We start from the raw sequence: 19,123 nt of genomic DNA, 5'->3' as shown, positions 1-19,123 counted from the left end.
ACGCCTTGACCACAATATCCTGACCGGTTGATCGCCATGCCCGCTCCCCTGCTTACCATCTCCAAGGGCGACAGCCTCAATGCCTGGGAGCTCTCGCCGGTTGAGGCGCAGTATTTTCCGGGCGAGCCGGCAGTCGCGCACGACAAGCAGAACTACCGCTATGTCAACGGTTTCGTCGATGTCGGCGACCTGCCGTGCCGGGTGGCGACCTGGCGCGACGTGGCCACGCGCCGGGTTCGCCTCAGAACGGACTGGCCGGTGGAAAGCCTCTATCTCCCGGGTAGCAACCGGCGGGTGGAATTCACCCAGTTCCGCCACCGCCCCACGCGCCTGGCGCGCTGGTGCCGCAGCTGGGTCACAGCGGCCGAAAGTCGATATTGCTCGTTCCAGCTATCGACCCGTGGTGGGGTCCATATCTGGGTCGATGGCGAACTGGCCGGGCGGTTCGAGCCGTTCACCCGCAACAGCACCCAAGACACGGTCGTGCACCTGCCGCTCAAGGCTGGCGGCAGCGAGATCGTCGTCCTGACCGAGGACATGGCCGAGCGGGACGTGCAGTGGTTCTTCGAGATGGTCCTGCTCGACGATGTGGCGCTCGCGGTCACTCTGCCCGGGGCGCGCATGGGCAAGCAGGTCGATGCCCTCAAGACCCTGGCCAGCCAGGCGCGATGCAAGGGCGATGTGGTCGATCGGGACGGCCAGGTGATCCTGCTGTTCGATACCCCCGCCAGCATCGACGTCGATATTCATGTCCAGGTCACATCGACCTCCCATACCCATGCGGTGCTGCTCGATCGCCGGCTCACCCTCAGGGCCGGCACAACCGAATTGCCGCTATGCCAGGGGCAGGAACTGCCTGATGGCTATCACACGCTGCCGCTGACCTTGATCGCCGGGGAATCGCGGGTGGCGCGCAGTATTGGCTGTGCAGTGCTGCACGAGACGGTGCCACAGCCGCTGCCCGGAGACCTAGCGGCCCGAAAGCGGATCGCGCTCGACCATGCGGCGCTGCATGGCGAAATGCGGATGGGGACGGCGGTCGCCCTGCTGGAAACCGGCCGCGCCGATGACCCGCGCCTGCGGCCGATCATCGAGGAAACCCTATTGGCGATCGAGGAGAGGCGGGATTGCGCCGATTTCGTATCGGTGCCGCTGCTATGGGCCTATCAGCGCCACGCGGCCAGCCTGCCCGCCGATCTGCGCCTGCGCAGTGAAAGGGCCCTGCTCGATTTTCGCTATTGGGTGGACGAGAAGGGCAATGACGTCATGTGGTTCTGGAGCGAGAACCACGCTTTGTGCTTTCACGTCTCGCAATTGCTGGCCGGCCTCGCCTGGCCGGAGAGGATATTCACCGCGTCGGGCCGCCCCGGCCGGGAACAGGCGGAGCGTGCCACCGAGCGGCTGGGCCGCTGGTTTGATGCCGTGGAGGAAGAGGGGCTGGCCGAGTGGAATTCGTCGGCCTATTACCCGGTCGACTTCATCGGGCTGCTCGCACTGGCCGAACTGGCTCCGGAGCCCCTGGCGCAACGGGCGCGGGTGCTATGCGACCGCATCTTCACCATGGTGGCCCTGCACAGCCTCAACGGCGTGCCGGCCGGTTCGATGGGCCGCGCCTATGACAAGGAGTTGCGCGCCGGCCCGCTGACCGAGCTGGCGCCGTTTGCCGCGGTGGCTTTTGGCAAGGGCTGGCTGAACCGTGGGGTGGCCTCGCTGCCGCTGTTTGCGGCGGGGCGCTACGAACCCCCGGCGGCGCTGGAGCAATATGTGGAGCCGGCGGCGGGGGAGGTGGTCTCGGCGCGGTATCTGCAGGGCTACGGTCCGGCGAGCCTGCTGACCCTCTACAAGACCCGGCATGTGCAGCTCTCCACCAATAGCGGTGCGAAGGCCGGAGGCTATGGCCACCAGCAGCATGTGCTCGACCTGCGCTTTTCCGCTCACCCAATGGCCCGCAGCTGGATCAACCATCCGGGCGAGGACGATCCTTGGGGCGAACAGCGCCCGTCCTACTGGGCCGGAAACGGCACCCTGCCGCGGATCGGACAGGCCGGCAATGTGGCCATGCTGCTCTATCGGCTCGAAGCGGATGCCCGCCTGAAGTTCACCCATGCCTATGCCGCGCGCAGCGGCATCGTGCATCGCCTCGATGGCGATACGCTGATCCTGCAATCGGGCGAAGCCCTGGTGGCCTACAAGGCGACCGGCGCCCTGGAGGCCATCACGACCGGGCCTGCCGCGGGTCTCGAATACCGGTGCCACGGGCACCAGCAGGGATGGGCCGTCATCGTGAGTGAGACTGATGACCTGGAGGCGTTCACCGAGCAGGTGGTGGCTTGCCGCCTGTCTCTGGATGCCCAGGCCGGGCGGCTGTCGCTGTCCATGCCGCGCAAGCCAGAGCTGATGCTGGACTGGTCGGCTGGCCTGAGCCTGGATGGCCAGCCGGTGGTCGCGCAGGACCTGTCGGCAATTCCGCAGGTCAGCATTCACCAGATGCCACGGGCGTAGCCCAAGCCTCTAGGGGCTTGCCCAGGCGACCCACCGGGCCTTGTCCGGCGCTTCGCCGTCCATGTCGCGGCAGTTGCCATAGACCGGGAATATCTGCCGCTGCGCATTGATGGTGATGGGTTCGGCGTTGAGCCGGACCTCGATGGTGGCCGTGTCCTCGTCCAGCATCTTCACCTCGGCGACCTCGATCCGCTCGATGGGGTAGCGACCGTCGGCCCAGCGGCGCGCCGCAGCTTCGGCGGACTGTTCGAGTTCGCTGAGCCCCGGATTTCCCCGGTAGCCCGGCAGGTAGATGTCGTGGCGGGCGACCATGGCCAGGAATTCGGGAACGGCAGCGGGGGTCAGCCGGCCATAGCGCTGCCGGTCCGGCATGACGATGACCGAGGGGGCGAAGTGGCAGCCGCCGATATGGGTGCATTGCAGCACGTCGAGATCGAAGGCGGGCGCGGCGGCCACAAGGGCCTTGAACACCGGAAAGCCATAGCGCGCGCAGCAGGCATCGGTCTTGGCGTCGGTGCAGCACAGGATCACGCGGCGCGGCAGGGGTTCGCCGCCCAGGGGGTGACCATCCCGCCAGCGGGCGATCAGCTCGGCCGCATGCGCCTGGTCGCGCGGCACGATGCTGGTGGCATCGGGGAAGGACAGGAGCTCCAGCGCCTCTCCGTCACCGGTATCGACCAGGCCGACATAGCGGCCGTCGCCGGTCGCTGCCCGCATCTGGGTCCGCAACTCATAGGACAGTCCCACGGTCTCAAAGCGCGGGCGGCGCCAGTTGCCTTTGGGCCAGCGCATGAACAGGTGCCGTTCGGCCAGGGCCGCGGTGCCAGGCAGCGGCTCGCCGCAGCCAATGGCGTGATCGGTGCAGAACCTATGCATGAGTGCTAGTCGGCCTGCGGCGGCAGGGTGACGCCGTAGATTTCGGCCAGATCGTCGAGCATCATATAGGCGCTATAGATGCCGCCGCCCAGGTTCCAGGCCAGCTCACCGACGCGGGCAACCTTGCCGGCCTTGCTCGCCTCAAGCTGCAGGAACAGCGGATCATTCAGCCATTCTTCGAGATTGGCCAGGGATTCGGCATTGTCGTCGTCAGGGGCGAAATAGAAAATCCTATCGCCGCCCATTTCGGGAATGCGCTCCTTGCCGATCTGCACGAAGGTCTCGGCGCTACGCTGCAAAGCAGGGCGCTGGAAGCCGACGAGATCGAGGACCACCCCGGGGAAGGAGTGGTCGGAATAGATGCGGGTGCGGCCCGGCGCAAAACGCACCAGCGAGATTTTCTCATTGATCGCATCGCCAATGGCGGCGCCGAGTTCAGCGCCCCTGGCCTGCAGCGCCGCGACATTGGCCCTGGCCTCGTCGCCACGGCCGACCACGTCGCCGTAGAACTGGTAGTTGTCGAGCCAGGCCGAGCCAATGGTGGTCGACATGACGGTGGGGGCAATGGCCGAGAGCTGCTCGTAGATGTTCTCCTGCCGGACCATGGTGCCGATGATCAGGTCGGGTTCGAGCGATGCCAGCACTTCGAGATTGATGGCGGTCTCGGTGCCGAGCGAGACGGTATCGACCAGCTTGTCAGCCAGGTGCGGATAGAAGGGGTCGCCTTCCCAGGACTGGGCGGCGCCGACCGGCACGACGCCCAGATGCAGCAGGGCTTCTGTCCCCTCATTGGTGAGAATGGCGATCCGTACTGGCGCATCGGGCACGTCGGTGACGCCCATGGCATGGGTGATTTCGCGGGCCTGAGCGGGGATGGTGAGGGCAAGCGCAAGCAGTGCCGTGGTAAGCAATCGGTTGGTCATTGGGAAAATCCGGAAAGGGGAGGGGCCGCCGCAGCGACCCCTTGGTGTCAGCGGGTCGGCGCCAGCTCGTAGATCTCTTCGAGGTCGTCGAGCAGCAGGTTGGCGGCGATGATGCCACCGGCGGTGTTCCACACAGCATCGTCCACGGCATGGGCCTTGCCGGCCTTCACCACCGGCAGGTTCTGCCAGAGCGGGTCGCTGGTCCAGTCATTGGCCTGGGCCTCCGCCGCGCCATCGCCGGTCTCGTAGACGAAGTAAAACAGTCGATCGCCGTCGAAGTCGGGAATGCGTTCCTTGCCGACATCGTCGGCAAACTCGTCCTTGTCCTGCACGGCCGGTCGCGCAAAGCCGATTTCGCCGAGGATCAGCCCGGCAAAGGTGTCCTTGTAGTAGATGCGGGTGAGCGAGGCCATGAAGCGGCCAAGCGAGATGCGCTCCTGGAGAGCCGGGCCTGCCGCTTCGGCAATCTTGTCGACGCGCGCGTCGAAGGCCGCCAGGGCGGCCTCTCCTTCGGCGCCCTTGCCGGCGGCATCGGTATAGAGCGCCATGTTGATCTTCCAGTCCCCGCGCAGGCGCTCGGACATGACGGTGGGGGCAATGGCGGAAAGCTGGTCGTAGATTTTTTCCTGGCGCGTCTTGTTGCCCAGGATCAGATCGGGTTCGAGCGCGGCGATCGCTTCGAGATTGACCGCCGATTCTTCGCCCACCACGGTGACGTCGGCCATTTGGGCGGCGATGTGAGCATACCAGGGGTCGCCCAGCCAGGAACGAACGGCACCAACAGGGGTAATGCCGGCGGCAAGCAGGGCCTCGGTGCCTTCATTGGTCAGGACAACGATGCGCTGGGGATTATCAGGCACCTCGGTAACGCCCATGGCATGGGTGATTTCCCGGGCCATGGCTGGCATGGCGAGCAGTGCGGCCAGTGCAATACCGGCCAGAACCGCGCGGCGAAAAAGCTTCATAACAATTCTCGAACTTGACAGTGACAGTCATAAAATGATCTTCGAAAGCGCGAGATGTCAACCTGACTTTGAAGATCAACTTTGCAAGCCAACGTTCTGCACGAGGTTTCGTCCAACGCCACGCCGCTCCCGCGATCCACGTCGCTTGGGCTGGTCTATGGCGGCCTGCTCATCACGCTGGTGGCCGCGATGGTGCTCAGCGTCACGGTCGGCTACCGCATCTATTCGCTGCCGCAGGCATTCGCGGCGCTGTTTGCCTTCGATGGTTCGGAGGCGGCGACCGTCATCACCAGCCTGAGGCTGCCGCGTGCGATCATCGCGCCGCTGGTGGGCGCGGGCCTCGCCATTGCCGGGGTGCAGGTGCAGACCCTGGCGCGCAACCGCATCGCCTCGCCCGATACGCTCGGGCTCAATGCCGGCGCCTCCCTGGCCGTGGTGGTGGCGAGCGCAGTCTTTGGCGTCGGCTCACTGATCGGCCTGTCGCTGACGGCGGCTCTGGGGGCGCTGGTCACCAGCCTCGTGGTCTTTGCGATTGCGGCAGGGGCGGGCGGCCTGTCGCCGATCCGTATCGTGCTGATCGGCGTCACCATTGCGGGGCTGGGGCAATCGATCGTCCAGATCATCCTCACCAATAACGAGGCGCAGCTGCAGAACCTGCTGTTCTGGCTGGCCGGGTCGTTCGTCGACCGGCCCATGACGCTGGCGCTCAGCGGCGGCCCGTTCATCCTTGCCGGGGCGGCCCTGGCGCTGCTGCTGGCGCGGCCGCTCGATGCGCTGCAGGCGGATGACGAAACCGCCAAGGGGCTGGGTGTGCCTCTCACCCTGGTGCGGATTGGCTGCTTTGTGTCGGTCTCGCTGCTGACGGGCGCATCGGTCGCCATGGCCGGGCCGGTGAGTTTCGTGGGCCTGGTCGTGCCCCATGCGGCGCGGCGGCTGGTCGGATTGCGGCATGGCCGGCAGATCATTGCCGCGGCGCTGATTGGCGCCATCTATGCTGTCCTGGCCGATGTTGCCGCGCGCTTCGTGATCTTTCCGGTCGAGGCGCCGGTCGGGGCAATCACGGCGGTGCTGGGGGGCATCGTGCTGGTGGCCCTGCTGCGCCGGAGGGCAGCATGAGCGGCTTGACCTCAACTCTGACAACCGCACGCGCGCCCATTGCCTTGGCGGTTCTCGGCTCGATCGGCCTCTTGCTGGCTTTGAGCGGCGTGGCCTTTGGTTCGAGCTGGATTCCCCTCGATCAGGTCGCCTCAGTCATTCTGGGTGCCGGCGAGAAGACGCAAAAACTCATCGTGCTGCAATTGCGCCTGCCGCGCGTGGCGATCGCGGCGCTGGCCGGTGGCGGCATGGCGGTTGCCGGGTTCCTGCTGCAGAAGATCACCCGCAATGCCCTGGCATCGCCGGGCGTGCTGGGGGTCATCGACGGGGCCGCTTTGGGCGTCGTTGTCTTCCTCGCGGTGCTGTCGAACGAATCCAATACGCTCGTCACCTCCATTGGCTACCAGCCGCTGGCGGCGATGGCTGGCGCTGTGCTGGGCATTGGTCTGGTCTTCCTGCTGAGCGGGCGGCAATCGGCATCGGCAGTGCGCCTGCTGCTGTTCGGCATTGCCATTGCCGCGGTGTTCAAGGCGCTGGTCATGGTCATGATGCTGATCGGGCCGATCTATCGGACCAGCCAGGCGGCGCGCTGGATTGCCGGGGCGGTCAACGAAATCAACTGGAGCGAAATCCAGATCACGCTGCTGATGCTGCTGCCCTTGCTGGCGCTGGCGGTATTGGCCGCGCGCAAGATGCCGCCAGCCGACCTCGACGAAGTGTCGGCGCGCAGCATAGGGCTCGACCTGCCGATATTCCGGGTGTTGATCTTTGCCCTCGCCGCGGGCCTTACGGCGGTTTCGGTCGCTTTTGTGGGCGGCGTCGGCTTCATCGGGCTGATGGCGCCGCATCTGGCGCGGCTGGTGGTGGGCCGCAACATCCATGCGGGACTGTTCGCCAGTTTCCTCTTGGGCGCCATCATGCTCATCGGGGCGGACCTGATCGTGCGCGTGCTGTTCAGCCCGGTCGAGGTCCCGGCCGGAACCGTAACCGCGGTGATCGGCGCACCCTATTTCCTTTTCCTCTTGATGAGCAGGCAACGCCATGACGGATAGTCCAGCCATTGCCGTCGATGGCCTCACCCTGGCCTATGGCAATACCAGCGTTCTCGACACGCTGTCCCTGGCCATTCCGCGCGGCAAGATCACCGTGCTGGCCGGACCCAATGGCTGCGGCAAGTCCACTTTGCTGCGGGCGATCCGCCGGCTGCACAAGCCGAGCGCCGGCCGCATCCTGCTCGAAACCACCGATATAGCGAAACTGGGCGAGCGCATGCTGGCCCGCCAGATCGGGCTTCTGGCGCAAAGCCCCTCGGCGCCCGAGGACATGACCGTGGAGGAACTGGTGCGGCTGGGCCGCTATCCGCACCAGTCCATGCTGCAGCCCTGGAGTCCCGACGATACGCGGGCGCTCGAAACCGCGATGGCGGGGACGGGCGTCACCCACCTGCGCGAGCGTCACCTCGGCTCGCTGTCAGGCGGGCAGCTGCAGCGGGTGTGGATCGCCATGGTGCTGGCGCAGGAAACCGAAGTGGTGTGCCTCGACGAGCCGGTGAATCATCTCGACATGTCGCACCAGCTCGATTGCCTCGATCTGGTGCGCCAGCTCAATTCCCAGTTCGGCCGCACCATCGTGCTGGTGTTGCACGATCTCAATCTCGCCGCGCGCTATGCGGACCAGCTGGTCTTCCTGCGGGACGGCGTGGTGGCGGCCAGCGGCCCGCCGGAGGAGCTGATGGTCGAAGATCTCATCGCCCGGGTGTTCGACGTCGATGCCATGGTCATCACCGATCCCGCCTATGGCCGCCCCCTCTGCATCCCGCTGCGCACGCGATGAGTCTGCGCCAGGTGCGATAGGACCTTCGACGCTGGCTTGTCGGCATGCTTCCGTGGAACCATGCCGCGCCGCCCGCAAGGTAGCGGCCAAAGCCATGCCCTCTTGCGCCCAACTTAGTTATGCGACATAACTATATTAAGGGAGGACGACATGAACCATCTGGGCACCCCCATGCGCCCGGTCCGGCTGGGCAACATGGCTGCCGCAGCCGACCATCGCGCCGACGGCACGACCATCCTGCGCTCTGTCGAGACGTTGGGCGCCTATCCGCGCGCCATCGTCGACGCGCTGGAAGCCTGGGCCATCAAGACGCCGGACACCGTGCTGATCGCCGACCGCGAAGGCGAGGGCTGGCGCAAGCTTACCTTCGCCCAGGTGTTCGAGCGTATCCAGCCTTTGGGCCAGGCGCTGCTCGATGCGGGCCTCTCGCCCGAGCGCCCGCTCATGATCATTTCCGGCAACGAGATCGAGCATTTCCTGCTCGGCATGGCCGCCATCTGGGTGGGCATTCCCTATGCGCCCATATCGCCGGCCTATTCGCTGGTCTCGACCGACTATGGCAAGCTCAAGCACATTGCCGGCCTGCTGACGCCCGGCATGGTCTATGCCAGCGATGGCGCCCGCTTTGCTCCGGCGATCGAGGCTACCTTCGCCTCGGACATTCCGCTGATCGTGCGCAGCAATCCGCCGCCGTCAGGGCGTCCGGTGCGGCTGTTCGACGACCTGCTCAAGACGATGGTGACCCCCGCGGTTGCCGCGGCGCATGACGCCATCACGGCCGATACGGTGGCCAAGGTGCTGTTCACATCCGGCTCGACGGGCCTGCCCAAGGGGGTGATCACCACCAACCGGATGATGGCCTGCAACCAGCAGATGATCCGCACCGCCCTGGCCTTCCTGGAAGATGAGCCGCCGGTACTGCTGGACTGGATGCCGTGGAACCACGTGGCCGGCGGCAGCCACAATACCGGCATCGCCATCTACAACGGCGGCAGTTTCTACATCGATGATGGCCAGCCCACCCCGGCGCGCATCGGCCGCACGCTGGAAAACCTGCGCCATGTGCAGCCCACCTTCTTCACCAACGTGCCCAAGGCCTATGAATTCCTCGTCGCCGCCTTCGATGATCATCCAGAAGCGCGGCGCAACCTGTTCGCGCGGCTGAAGCTGCTGCAATATGCCGGGGCGGGGCTGTCGCAGCATGTCTTCGACGGGCTCGACCATGCCGCCCGCGCCGAAACCGGCGAGCGCATCCTGATCATCACCGGCTATGGTTCGACCGAGACGGCGCCCTTTGCCTTCACCACCACCTGGCCGGTGGAAGCCGCCGGCCATATCGGCCTGCCCGCCGCCGGCATGACGGTGAAGCTGGTGCCCAATGGCGACAAGACCGAATTGCGCCTCAAGGGCCCCAACGTCACCCCCGGCTACTGGCGCGACGCCGAAAAGACCGCCGAAGCCTTCGATGAGGAGGGCTTCTACAAAATCGGTGACGCCGTTCGCTATGCCGATCCCGACGATCTGTCCAAGGGCCTGGTCTTCGACGGACGTGTCACCGAGGACTTCAAGCTCTCGACCGGCACCTGGGTCAATTTCTCGGCGGTACGCGCTTCCGTCATCGGCGCCTGCGCGCCACTGATCCGCGACGTCGTGCTGACCGGCCTCGATCACAACTTCATCGGCGCGATGATCATCCCGGACCTCGATGCCTGCGCCCGCCTGGCCGGCCTGCCGCCGGGCAGCGAAGCCCAGGCCATCGTCGATCACCCGGCAGTCCGCGAGAAATTTGCCGGAAATCTTGCGGCACTCGCAGAGAAATCGACGGGTAGCTCCAATCATGTTGCCCGCGCCCTGCTCATGGCGGCGGCGCCCGACATCGACAAAGGCGAGATCACCGACAAGGGCTCGATCAACCAGCGCGCGGTGCGCACGCATCGTGCCGACCTGGTGGCCGCGCTCCATAGTGACGCGCCCGGCCCCGATATCTTCATCCTCAACCGCAAAGGCGCCTGACATGAGCAAAGGCCTCCGCCTAACCTTTGATGACGCCTGGCTGCTGGGCGGCGCACGCACGCCGTTCGTCGACTATCGCGGTGCCCTGGCCGAAATCTCGCCCATCGACCTGGGCATCAAGGCGGCGCGCGCTGCCATCGAGCGCACCGGCGTCAAGGCCGCCGATATCGGGCACACGATTGCCGGTTCCATGGCCCAGGCCTCGTTCGATGCCTATGTCACCCCCCGCCATATCGGCCTTTATGCCGGCGCGCCGATCGAAGCCCCGGCGCATCTGGTGCAGCGCATCTGCGGCACCGGCATCGAAGTCATTGCGCAGGCGGCGGACTCGGTGTCGCTGGGTCGCGTCGATCTGGCGCTGGGCGCCGGCTGTGAATCGATGAGCCGCAACCCGATCGCCGCCTATACCCACCGCAATGGCTTCACCATGGGCAAGGTCGAGTTCAAGGACTTCCTGTGGGAGGCGCTCTACGACCCGGCTGGTTGCGTCTTTATGGGCGACACGGCTGAGAACCTTGCCAAGCAATATGGCATTTCCCGCGAGCGCGTCGACCGCTTTGCCGAGCGCAGCTTCAACCGCGCCATTGCCGCGCGTGACAGCGGTATCCTCGCCGAGGAGATCGTGCCCGTCGTGAGCGAGACGTTCGAGGTGGATGGCATCGACAAGCGCGGTATCAAGCTGCCGCGCGGTGTCGAGAGCGTCGATACCGACAGCCATATCCGTCCCTCGTCCTATGAGGTGCTGGCCAAGCTGCGCCCTGCCTTTGGCGGCGTGCAGACCGGTGGCAACAGTTCGGCCATCGTCGATGGGGCAGGGGCCGTGCTGATCGCGTCTTCGGCCTATGCCAGGGACAATGGCCACAAGCCACTCGCCCGCATCGTTGCCAGCGCCGCTGTCGGCGTGCCGCCGCAGATCATGGGTATCGGCCCGGCTCCCGCCATCCGCGCCGTGCTGGAGGCAGCCGGCATGACACTGGACCAGATCGGCCGCATCGAGATCAACGAGGCCTTCGGCGCGCAGATCCTGGCCTGTGTGGATGAACTCGGGCTCGACGAGGGCAAGCTCAACGTCAATGGCGGGGCGATTGCCATCGGGCATCCCCTGGGCGTCACCGGCATCCGCCTCTGCCTGACCCTGGCCAACGAGCTCAAGCGCTCAGGCCTCCGCTACGGCATCGCCTCGGCCTGCATTGGGGGCGGCCAGGGTATTGCCCTGCTCATCGAAAATCCCGAGGCGGCATAATGGATATTTCCGGCAAGACAGCCTTCGTCACCGGCGCGGCTTCGGGGCTCGGCGCCGCAACTGCACGTGCGCTGGCGCATGCAGGTGCGCGTGTGGCGATCCTTGACCGCAATGCCGAACAGGGCGAGGCGGTGGCGCAGGAACTGGGTGGCAAGTTCTTTGCGGTCGATGTTGCCGACGCCAACGGCGCCGAAGGCGCAGTCAGCGCCGCCGTCGCGGCAATGGGCCGGCCATCGGTGCTGGTCAATTGTGCCGGCATCGGCACTGCCGCCCGCATCGTGGGCCGTGACGGACCGATGCCGCTCGATGCCTTCCAGAAGGTCATCGGCGTCAATCTCGTGGGCAGTTTCAACATGATGCGGCTTTGCGCCCATGCCATGACCCTGGCCGAGCCGGATGCCAATGGCCAGCGCGGCGTCATCATCTCGACCGCCTCGGTGGCCGCGTTCGAGGGCCAGATCGGCCAGGCGGCCTATGCGGCGTCCAAGGGGGGCATTGTCTCGCTCACCCTGCCAGCAGCGCGGGAGTTTGCCCGCTTCGGCATTCGCGTGCTGGCCATCGCGCCCGGCCTGTTCCTCACGCCGCTGCTGGCGGAACTGCCGCAGGAGGTGCAGGACGGTCTGGCCAGCGCCATTCCCAACCCGGCTCGTCTCGGCAGGCCGGAGGAATTTGCGGCTTTGGTGCGCTCGATGGTGGAAAACGACTATCTCAACGGCGAAGTGGTGCGCCTCGATGGCGCCCTGCGCATGCAGGCAAAGTAGGAACGGCCATGTTTAACCGCACCATCAAGGTCGAGATCCAGTTCGGCGATTGCGACCCGGCCGGAATCGTCTATTACCCCAACTATTTCCGCTTCTTCGACAATGCGACGGCGGGACTGCTCTCGGCCGCCTTTGCCATGCACAAGCGCAATTGGCTCGAGCATTATGGCATTGCCGGCATCCCGATGGTCGATACCGGCGCCCGCTTCATCAAGCCATCGCGCTTTGGCGACGTGGTGGACATCCGCTCTGAAATCACCGAGTTGGGCCGCTCCAGCTTCTCGGTGAAGCACACCGTGCTTCGTGATGGCGAAGTCGCCATCGAAGCGCATGAGAAGCGCGTCTGGGTCGTGCGCGACGAGCAGGGCGGCATCCGTTCGGCCCCACTGCCCGACGACGTACGCCAAAAGCTGAGCGCCTCGTGACTATTGCATTGGAAGGAAACAACATGGCCGACGTGCTGACGGTGACCACGAGGGGTAGCATCGTTCACCTGCTGCTCAACCGGCCGGAGAAGCGCAATGCTCTCAATGACGAGCTGGTCGCCGCATTCGACGCCTTCTTCCGGGCGGTGCCGACAGGCGCGCGCGCCATCGTGGTCAGCGGCGAGGGCGGGCATTTTTCCTCGGGCCTCGATCTGTCCCAGCATGTGATGCGCCAGCCGCTCGAGGTGATGGCCCATTCGCGCAACTGGCATCGCGTCATGGCGCAGATTGCCAGCTCGCCGGTTCCGGTCGTCGCGGCCATGAGTGGCGCGGTCATGGGCGGGGGGCTTGAATTCGCCGCCGCCTGCCATGTGCGGGTGGCCGAGGAGACGGTGCGTTTCCAGATGCCCGAGGGGATGCGCGGCATCTTTGTCGGCGGCGGCGGTTCGGTGCGGATATCGAAACTGATCGGGCCGGACCGGCTCACCGAAATGATGCTGACTGGCCGCACCTATTCCGGTGCCGAGGGTGAGCGCCTGGGCCTCGCCCATCACCTGGTTCCCGAGGGAAAGGCGCTGGACAAGGCTTTCGAGCTGGCCGAGCGCATTGCGAAAAATTCGCCCACCATCAACGGCTTCATCATCCAGGCCATCGCCCAGATCGGCTCGATGCCGCCCGAGGCCGGCCTTTACGCGGAGAGCCTCACCGCGGCCCTGAGCCAGACGGGCCCTGACGCGGAGGAAGGCCTGCGCGCCTTTCTCGAAAAGCGCCCGCCGGTGTTCCGCTAGATCAGGTCAGGCGATCGAGCAGTGCCAGCAACCTGTCGCGGGCTCCTTGGCCACCAAGCCGGGCCACCAGATCGGCCTCCATGGCCTCGTGCATGGCGCGGGCATTGGCCAGGAATTCCTGGCCGGTGCCGGTCAGGTGGAGCGCATTGGCGCGCTTGTCCTGCAGCGAGGACGAGCGCTCGACCAGGCCCCGCTCCTCCAGTCCATGGACCAGGGTGACGAAATTGGCCCGCTTGATCCCCAGAACTTCGGCAATCTCGGTCTGCTTGCGGCCAGGATTGTCGGCGATCAGCACCAGCACCGAATATTCGGCCGGGCGAAGCCTCAGATCCTCGAAGACGGCAAGGAATTTCTGGAACACGTTCAGCTGCGCGCGGCGCAGGCGGTAGCCGATGATACCCGTCGTGGCCTCTGCCCTGAGGCTGTCGGCCGTGATCAACGGTTCAGGATTGTCAGACATTGGCGGCTCGCTGCTCGTCGGCGTCATTTCGTAACCGGACTGAAGCGGAAGGCAAGGCCAGCTTGCAGCAACCCGCTAATTTAGTTATCTAGGATAACATAATAGCCGATCGCAACGGCAATGGCGCCCAAAGATGCGAGGCGCTGGACGGGCAGGCGAGCCGAACGATCCGTTGTTCGGCGCAATATTGCATCATTGGTTATGAAAATCCGCCTATTTTGGCCGAAAGACTGCTTCCGGCCTGGCTCATGATAATCGTCAAGTTATAAAAACGAAGACATTTCTCATTTTACATCGGAGCCGGCAGAGCCTCTAATCGCACGGAAGGGGAGTGGTGGATGTTCAGAGACGAATCCGTGCTGGGGCGAATGACAATTGCGCTGGCGAGGGGGCTTGCCGTGGCAGGCGGCATAGCGCTGATGGCGATCGTGGCGATGGTCGTGGCGAGCGTGGTCGGCCGGGCGTTGATATGGGCGGGGTTGCGGCCGATTACCGGAGACTATGAACTGGTCTCGGTCGGCATGGGCTTTGCCGTGTTTGCCTTCATGCCCTGGGTTCACCTGCAGCGCGGCCATGCCCTGGTGACGCTGGTTACCGACAGTTTCGGTGTGCGCGCCAATGCCTGGCTGCTTGTCATCAGCGACCTGTTAATGCTGGCGCTGTCCGGTTTCATCGCCTGGCGCCTCTATTTCGGCATGCTCGATAAATTCGCCTATCGCGAAACCACCCTACTGCTGCGGTTCCCGCTGGGCTGGGCCTATGCGCTGGGCCTGGTGGGGGCGGTGGCGCTGGTGCTGGTGGCGCTCTATGTCGCGGGCCGGTCCATCCGGCATGCGCTGGCCGGCGAGGCCGAACCCCGGCAGGCGGGGGCAGAGCTATGAGCGACCTCGCGCTCGGGTTGATCGGCATCCCGCTTGTCCTCATCCTGATTTTCCTGCGCATACCGATCGGCATAGCCATGTTCGGTGTCGGCATCGTGGGCACCTGGCTGGTGACCGGCAGCTTCAACCCGCTGCTGGGCCAGTTCAAGAACCTGACCTATTCCACCTATGCGTCCTACTCGCTGTCGGTGGTGCCCCTGTTCCTGCTGATGGGGCAGTTCGCCACGCTTGGCGGGCTGTCGGCCGGCCTGTTCAACGCTGCCGCCGCATGGCTCGGTCACAAGAGGGGTGGCGTAGCCATGGCCGCCATCGGCGCCAGCGCCGGCTTCGGGGCCATTTGCGGGTCCTCGCTGGCCACGGCGGCCACCATGGGCCAGGTGGCGCTGCCCGAACTCAAGAAATATGGCTATTCCGGCGCGCTGGCGACCGGCGCTGTCGCGGCAGGTGGAACGCTGGGCATTCTCATTCCGCCCTCGATCATCCTTGTGATCTTCGCCGTGCTGACCGAGCAGAACATCGCCAAGCTGTTCATGGGTGCCTTCGCGCCGGGCGTTCTGGCGGCCATCGGCTATATCATCGTCATTGCCATCTATGTGCGGGTGCAACCGGATTCGGGCGGGGTGCGGGAGCGCATGCCCTATGGCCAGCGCTTCCGGGAACTGTTCAGGACCTGGCCGGTGCTGGCGATCTTCATTCTGGTGATCGGCGGCATCTATGCCGGCATCTTCACCCCGACCGAGGCGGCTGCCATCGGCGCGGCGGGAACATTCGTGATTGCGCTTTCGGCAAGAAGCCTCGACCGGAAGGCCATTGTCCAGGCATGCCTCGCCACGGCCAGTTCCACGGCGATGATCTTCCTGATCGTGCTTGGCGCGGCAGCCCTCAACAGCTTCCTGGCCCTGTCGCAGGTGCCCCAGGTGATGGCTGCCTGGGTCGGCGAACAGGGTTTCAACCCCTGGCTCGTCATGATCCTGGTGCTGATCTTCTACCTGGTCATGGGCTGCGTGATGGACTCGCTGTCGATGATCCTGCTCACCGTGCCGATCATCTATCCGATGATGACGGTGCTCGATTTCGGTCTGACGCCGGACGAGTTCGGCATCTGGTTCGGCATCATCGTGCTGATCGTGGTCGAGGTGGGGCTGATCACGCCTCCGGTGGGCATGAACCTGTTCATCATCCACTCCATGTCGCCGGGGACAAGACTATCGGAGACCTATCGCGGCGTACTGCCCTTCGTGGTCAGCGACATTGTCCGCACCGCAATCCTGGTGGCGTTTCCACCGATCACGCTATGGTTGGTCTGGATGCTCTACTAAGGCTTCGAACCCCTTGCCGGACCCGATGAGGAGAGGGCCCGGCAAGGCTGAAAGAGAGGGGCCAGATGGCCCAGTTAGGGAGGAAACCCAATGAAGACCGTACATATAATTGCAGGCGCGCTGGCCGCGCTCGCGATGTCGACAACAGCATTCGCCCAGGAAGTGACCCTGCGCATCCACCAGATGCTGCCCGCGCAGGCGACCATTCCCGCCCAGGCAATCGAGCCCTGGGCGGCCAAGGTTGCCGAAGAATCCGGCGGGCGCATCAAGTTCGAGCTCTATCCGGCCATGCAGCTGGGCGGCGCCCCGCCGGAGCTCTACGACCAGGCCAAGGACGGCGTGGTGGACATCATCTGGACGGTGCTGGGCTATACGCCCGGGCGCTTCCCCAAGTCGGAAGTGTTCGAGCTGCCCTTCATGGTGACCAATGCCGCTGATTCATCGGCGGCCTTCTACAACTATGTCATGGCAAATTCGGCCGACGAATTCGCCGGCGTTCACGTCATCGCCCTGCATACCCATGGTCCTGGCCTGTTCCACTCCAAGAACCCCATCACCAGCCTTGAAGATCTCAAGGGGATGAAGGTGCGCGGCGGGTCTCGCATCATTTCCAGCATGCTGGCCCAGCTCGGCGCCGAGCCGGTGGGCATGCCGGTGCCGCAGGTGACCGAGGCCCTGTCCAAGGGCGTGATCGATGCCACGACCATTCCGTGGGAAGTGACCCCGTCCCTGCGCGTGTCCGAACTGGTCAAGAACCATACCGGTTTCACCAGCCAGTACGGGCTCTATACGCAGACCTTCGGCTTCATCATGAACCAGGACAGCTACAACAACCTTCCTGATGACCTGAAGGCGATCATCGATGCCAATTCGGGCCTCGAGGTCTCGCGTCAGTTCGGCAATGTCATGGATTCGGGCGATGCCAACGGCCTCAAGATCGCTGTATCGGCCGGCAACAACATCGTGCAACTGGACGAAGCCGAAACGGCCCGCTGGCAGGCTGCCGCACAGCCTACGGTCGAGGGCTGGTTCACCGAAATGACGGCACTGGGGCTGGATGGTCCGGCGCTCTATGAAGCTGCCAAGGCGGCCATTGCCGCAGAGTCCAACTGAGCAAAGGGGTCCGGCCGACAAGGCCGGACCCTGCCAATTCCGGCGGGCATGTGCCCTTGAAAAATGTATACAATTGGTATCTCATGTCCCCATGAGATTGAGCGCCTGAGGAGGAGCCCGCTGATGACCACTCAGACATTTCCACTGAACGCCTGGTATGCCGCCGCGTGGGACACCGAAGTGAAGCGGCAGCTATTGCCGCGCAAAATCTGCGGAAAGCCTGTCGTTATGTACCGCAAGCAGGATGGAACGCCGGTGGCGCTGGCCGATGCCTGCTGGCACAGGCTGCTGCCGCTCTCCATGGGTGAGCTCTATGGTGACAATGTCATCTGCGGCTACCATGGGCTGGAATTCGACGATACCGGCCGCTGTGTATACATGCCTTCGCAGGACACGATCAATCCGTCGGCCTGCGTGGTGTCCTATCCGCTGATCGAGAAGCACCGCTTCATCTGGCTGTGGATGGGCGATCCGGCGCTGGCGGATCCCGCCAAAGTGCCTGACCTGCATTGGAACGACGATCCGGCCTGGGCCGCGGATGGCAAGCTGATCCACGCCAAATGCGATTATCGGCTGGTGATCGATAATCTGATGGACCTGACGCACGAGACCTATGTGCATGGCTCATCCATCGGCAACCGCGCCGTCGCCGAGGCGCCGTTCACCGCCACCCATTCGGACAAGACGGCGACCATTACCCGCTGGATGAAGGATATCGACCCACCGCCGTTCTGGCGTGGGCAATTGGGCAAGGAGGGCAATGTCGATCGCTGGCAGATCATCAACTTCGAGGCGCCGGCCACCATCGCCATCGATGTGGGTGTGGCGGTTGCCGGGACGGGCGCACCCGAGGGCGACCGCAGCCAGGGGGTCAACGGCTTCGTGCTCAATACGATCACGCCCGAGACCGACAAGACCTGCCACTATTTCTGGGCCTTTGCCCGCAACTACAAACTCTCCGAGCAGCGCCGCACGCATGAATTGCGCGAGGGGGTGGCGGGCATCTTCCGCGAGGATGAGCGGATCCTGGAAGCCCAGCAGATCGCCATCGACAGCAATCCGGACCATGTCATCTACAACCTCAATATCGATGCCGGCTCGATGTGGGCGCGCAAGCTGATCGACGCGATGATCGCGGACGAGCAGCAACACGCCATGGCGGCGGAATAGTCCATGGCCGTATCACTGCAGACACGCCAGCAGCCGCAATCGCTCAAGGCGCTGATGGGCGTACGCGACCTGATCCTGGGCGGCAGCGTCCGCCCGGGCGAGCGGCTTTCGGAGGTGGCCATCGCCCAACGCCTCGGGATCTCCCGCACGCCGATCCGCGCCGCATTGGCCCGGCTGGAGCAGGAGGGGCTGCTTGAGCTCATTCCCTCAGGCGGTTTTGCAGTGCGTGGCTTCGCGCGTGAGGAGGTTATCGACGCCATTGAGTTGCGCGGCGTGCTCGAAGGCACTGCGGCGCGGCTGGCGGCGGAACGCGGCGTGCCGCCGGCGAGGATGAAGGCGATCAAGGACCTGGTGCGCGCGCTTGACGAAACGGTGCGCGACCGGCCCGCGGACATGGAATTCGAGCGCTATGTCGAACTCAATGCGGCCTTTCACGAGGCCCTGGCAGGTCTGTCCGGCAGCGAGACCATAAGGCGCGAGATCGGACGGGTGACGCGGCTGCCCTTCGCCTCGCCGAGCGCCTTTCTCGACAAGCAGGCCGACGTCCCGGCCTTCCGCCAGTCGCTGCTGGTGGGGCAGGCGCAGCACAAGGCCATCGTCAACGCCATCGACCTGCGTGAGGGCGGGCGGGCCGAGGCGCTGGCGCGCGAGCATGCGCGGCTGGCGCGGCAGAATCTCGAATATGTCATCGCCGAGGATCGAAGCCTGCTGCGCCGCATGCCGGCGCTGGCTCTGGTCGGCGAATAGGAGGCAGGT

18 protein-coding genes are annotated in these 19,123 nt (G+C 64.9%); 14 read left to right on the top strand and 4 right to left on the bottom strand.

The genetic code is table 11. The annotated features are described in order from the left end of the window. Positions 1-36: 36 nt before the first annotated feature. Entirely contained in the window at positions 37-2,502 is a 2,466-nt protein-coding gene (locus tag IH615_RS18940) for a hypothetical protein (RefSeq protein WP_291364370.1), read from the top strand. A 9-nt stretch (positions 2,503-2,511) separates the two neighbouring features. Here the strand turns inward: IH615_RS18940 and IH615_RS18935 are convergent, their stop codons facing one another. The 3 genes from IH615_RS18935 to IH615_RS18925 are packed head-to-tail and all read right to left on the bottom strand — an operon-like array spanning position 2,512 to position 5,266. After that, positions 2,512-3,378 carry a sucrase ferredoxin gene (locus IH615_RS18935; protein ID WP_291364368.1) on the bottom strand — a complete coding sequence of 289 codons (867 nt, stop codon included), beginning with the start codon at positions 3,376-3,378 and terminating at the stop codon, positions 2,512-2,514. A 5-nt stretch (positions 3,379-3,383) separates the two neighbouring features. Continuing rightward, on the bottom strand, positions 3,384-4,301 hold the full coding sequence (locus IH615_RS18930; RefSeq protein WP_291364366.1) for an iron-siderophore ABC transporter substrate-binding protein: 918 nt from the start codon (positions 4,299-4,301) through the stop codon (positions 3,384-3,386). A 47-nt stretch (positions 4,302-4,348) separates the two neighbouring features. Further along, positions 4,349-5,266, bottom strand: a complete 918-nt coding sequence (locus IH615_RS18925; RefSeq protein ID WP_291364364.1) for an iron-siderophore ABC transporter substrate-binding protein — start codon at positions 5,264-5,266, stop codon at positions 4,349-4,351. Positions 5,267-5,347: 81 nt separating this feature from the next. On the opposite strand from IH615_RS18925, the gene IH615_RS18920 reads away from it, so the two are divergent. The 8 genes from IH615_RS18920 (at position 5,348) to IH615_RS18885 (ending at position 13,424) form a co-directional block, all read left to right on the top strand. After that, positions 5,348-6,382, top strand: coding sequence for an iron ABC transporter permease (locus IH615_RS18920; protein WP_291364362.1), 1,035 nt, complete (start codon positions 5,348-5,350; stop codon positions 6,380-6,382). Next, entirely contained in the window at positions 6,379-7,413 is a 1,035-nt protein-coding gene (locus tag IH615_RS18915) for an iron ABC transporter permease (protein ID WP_291364360.1), read from the top strand. Before IH615_RS18920 ends, IH615_RS18915 begins: the two co-directional genes overlap by 4 nt. Further along, the gene (locus tag IH615_RS18910; RefSeq protein ID WP_291364358.1) at positions 7,403-8,194 is read left to right on the top strand and encodes an ABC transporter ATP-binding protein; all 792 of its coding nucleotides are present in this window, start codon (positions 7,403-7,405) and stop codon (positions 8,192-8,194) included. Before IH615_RS18915 ends, IH615_RS18910 begins: the two co-directional genes overlap by 11 nt. Before the next feature lie 150 nt (positions 8,195-8,344). Continuing rightward, positions 8,345-10,207, top strand: a complete 1,863-nt coding sequence (locus IH615_RS18905; RefSeq protein ID WP_291364356.1) for a feruloyl-CoA synthase — start codon at positions 8,345-8,347, stop codon at positions 10,205-10,207. 1 nt (position 10,208) lies between these two features. Beyond that, the gene (locus IH615_RS18900; protein WP_291364355.1) at positions 10,209-11,450 is read left to right on the top strand and encodes a thiolase family protein; all 1,242 of its coding nucleotides are present in this window, start codon (positions 10,209-10,211) and stop codon (positions 11,448-11,450) included. Further along, on the top strand, positions 11,450-12,211 hold the full coding sequence (locus IH615_RS18895) for an SDR family NAD(P)-dependent oxidoreductase (RefSeq protein ID WP_291364353.1): 762 nt from the start codon (positions 11,450-11,452) through the stop codon (positions 12,209-12,211). Before IH615_RS18900 ends, IH615_RS18895 begins: the two co-directional genes overlap by 1 nt. Before the next feature lie 8 nt (positions 12,212-12,219). After that, positions 12,220-12,636, top strand: a complete 417-nt coding sequence (locus IH615_RS18890; RefSeq protein ID WP_291364352.1) for a thioesterase family protein — start codon at positions 12,220-12,222, stop codon at positions 12,634-12,636. 23 nt (positions 12,637-12,659) lie between these two features. Beyond that, positions 12,660-13,424: a crotonase/enoyl-CoA hydratase family protein gene (locus tag IH615_RS18885; protein ID WP_291364350.1), complete on the top strand. Its 765-nt coding sequence runs from the start codon at positions 12,660-12,662 to the stop codon at positions 13,422-13,424. A 1-nt stretch (position 13,425) separates the two neighbouring features. On the opposite strand, the gene IH615_RS18880 is transcribed toward IH615_RS18885, so the two are convergent. After that, positions 13,426-13,884: a MarR family transcriptional regulator gene (locus tag IH615_RS18880; protein WP_291364348.1), complete on the bottom strand. Its 459-nt coding sequence runs from the start codon at positions 13,882-13,884 to the stop codon at positions 13,426-13,428. Positions 13,885-14,222: 338 nt separating this feature from the next. Here IH615_RS18880 and IH615_RS18875 point away from each other — a divergent pair, with 338 nt between their 5' ends. The 5 genes from IH615_RS18875 (at position 14,223) to IH615_RS18855 (ending at position 19,114) form a co-directional block, all read left to right on the top strand. Next, complete coding sequence (locus tag IH615_RS18875; protein ID WP_291364346.1) at positions 14,223-14,765, top strand: TRAP transporter small permease; 543 nt, start codon at positions 14,223-14,225, stop codon at positions 14,763-14,765. Next, complete coding sequence (locus IH615_RS18870; protein WP_291364344.1) at positions 14,762-16,084, top strand: TRAP transporter large permease; 1,323 nt, start codon at positions 14,762-14,764, stop codon at positions 16,082-16,084. Before IH615_RS18875 ends, IH615_RS18870 begins: the two co-directional genes overlap by 4 nt. A gap of 90 nt (positions 16,085-16,174) precedes the next feature. Next, complete coding sequence (locus IH615_RS18865) at positions 16,175-17,197, top strand: TRAP transporter substrate-binding protein (protein ID WP_291364342.1); 1,023 nt, start codon at positions 16,175-16,177, stop codon at positions 17,195-17,197. A gap of 123 nt (positions 17,198-17,320) precedes the next feature. Then, positions 17,321-18,367: an aromatic ring-hydroxylating dioxygenase subunit alpha gene (locus tag IH615_RS18860; RefSeq protein ID WP_291364340.1), complete on the top strand. Its 1,047-nt coding sequence runs from the start codon at positions 17,321-17,323 to the stop codon at positions 18,365-18,367. Positions 18,368-18,370: 3 nt separating this feature from the next. Then, entirely contained in the window at positions 18,371-19,114 is a 744-nt protein-coding gene (locus IH615_RS18855) for a GntR family transcriptional regulator (RefSeq protein ID WP_291364339.1), read from the top strand. Positions 19,115-19,123 lie beyond the last annotated feature (9 nt).

This window comes from Devosia sp. (genome assembly GCF_014860165.1).
In the GTDB taxonomy this organism is placed as follows: Bacteria; Pseudomonadota; Alphaproteobacteria; order Rhizobiales; family Devosiaceae; genus Devosia.
This window is presented reverse-complemented; position numbering and strand designations above follow the sequence as displayed.

Excerpts from the sequence above, each read along its gene's own strand:
- IH615_RS18935 (WP_291364368.1), bottom strand. The coding sequence starts at position 3,378 with ATGCATAGGTTCTGCACCGATCACGCCATTGGCTGCGGCGAGCCGCTG.
- IH615_RS18930 (WP_291364366.1), bottom strand. The coding sequence starts at position 4,301 with ATGACCAACCGATTGCTTACCACGGCACTGCTTGCGCTTGCCCTCACC.
- IH615_RS18865 (WP_291364342.1), top strand. The coding sequence starts at position 16,175 with ATGAAGACCGTACATATAATTGCAGGCGCGCTGGCCGCGCTCGCGATG.
- IH615_RS18875 (WP_291364346.1), top strand. The coding sequence starts at position 14,223 with ATGTTCAGAGACGAATCCGTGCTGGGGCGAATGACAATTGCGCTGGCG.
- IH615_RS18940 (WP_291364370.1), top strand. The coding sequence starts at position 37 with ATGCCCGCTCCCCTGCTTACCATCTCCAAGGGCGACAGCCTCAATGCC.
- IH615_RS18925 (WP_291364364.1), bottom strand. The coding sequence starts at position 5,266 with ATGAAGCTTTTTCGCCGCGCGGTTCTGGCCGGTATTGCACTGGCCGCA.
- IH615_RS18915 (WP_291364360.1), top strand. The coding sequence starts at position 6,379 with ATGAGCGGCTTGACCTCAACTCTGACAACCGCACGCGCGCCCATTGCC.
- IH615_RS18870 (WP_291364344.1), top strand. The coding sequence starts at position 14,762 with ATGAGCGACCTCGCGCTCGGGTTGATCGGCATCCCGCTTGTCCTCATC.
- IH615_RS18855 (WP_291364339.1), top strand. The coding sequence starts at position 18,371 with ATGGCCGTATCACTGCAGACACGCCAGCAGCCGCAATCGCTCAAGGCG.
- IH615_RS18905 (WP_291364356.1), top strand. The coding sequence starts at position 8,345 with ATGAACCATCTGGGCACCCCCATGCGCCCGGTCCGGCTGGGCAACATG.
- IH615_RS18860 (WP_291364340.1), top strand. The coding sequence starts at position 17,321 with ATGACCACTCAGACATTTCCACTGAACGCCTGGTATGCCGCCGCGTGG.
- IH615_RS18910 (WP_291364358.1), top strand. The coding sequence starts at position 7,403 with ATGACGGATAGTCCAGCCATTGCCGTCGATGGCCTCACCCTGGCCTAT.
- IH615_RS18895 (WP_291364353.1), top strand. The coding sequence starts at position 11,450 with ATGGATATTTCCGGCAAGACAGCCTTCGTCACCGGCGCGGCTTCGGGG.
- IH615_RS18885 (WP_291364350.1), top strand. The coding sequence starts at position 12,660 with ATGGCCGACGTGCTGACGGTGACCACGAGGGGTAGCATCGTTCACCTG.
- IH615_RS18880 (WP_291364348.1), bottom strand. The coding sequence starts at position 13,884 with ATGTCTGACAATCCTGAACCGTTGATCACGGCCGACAGCCTCAGGGCA.
- IH615_RS18890 (WP_291364352.1), top strand. The coding sequence starts at position 12,220 with ATGTTTAACCGCACCATCAAGGTCGAGATCCAGTTCGGCGATTGCGAC.
- IH615_RS18900 (WP_291364355.1), top strand. The coding sequence starts at position 10,209 with ATGAGCAAAGGCCTCCGCCTAACCTTTGATGACGCCTGGCTGCTGGGC.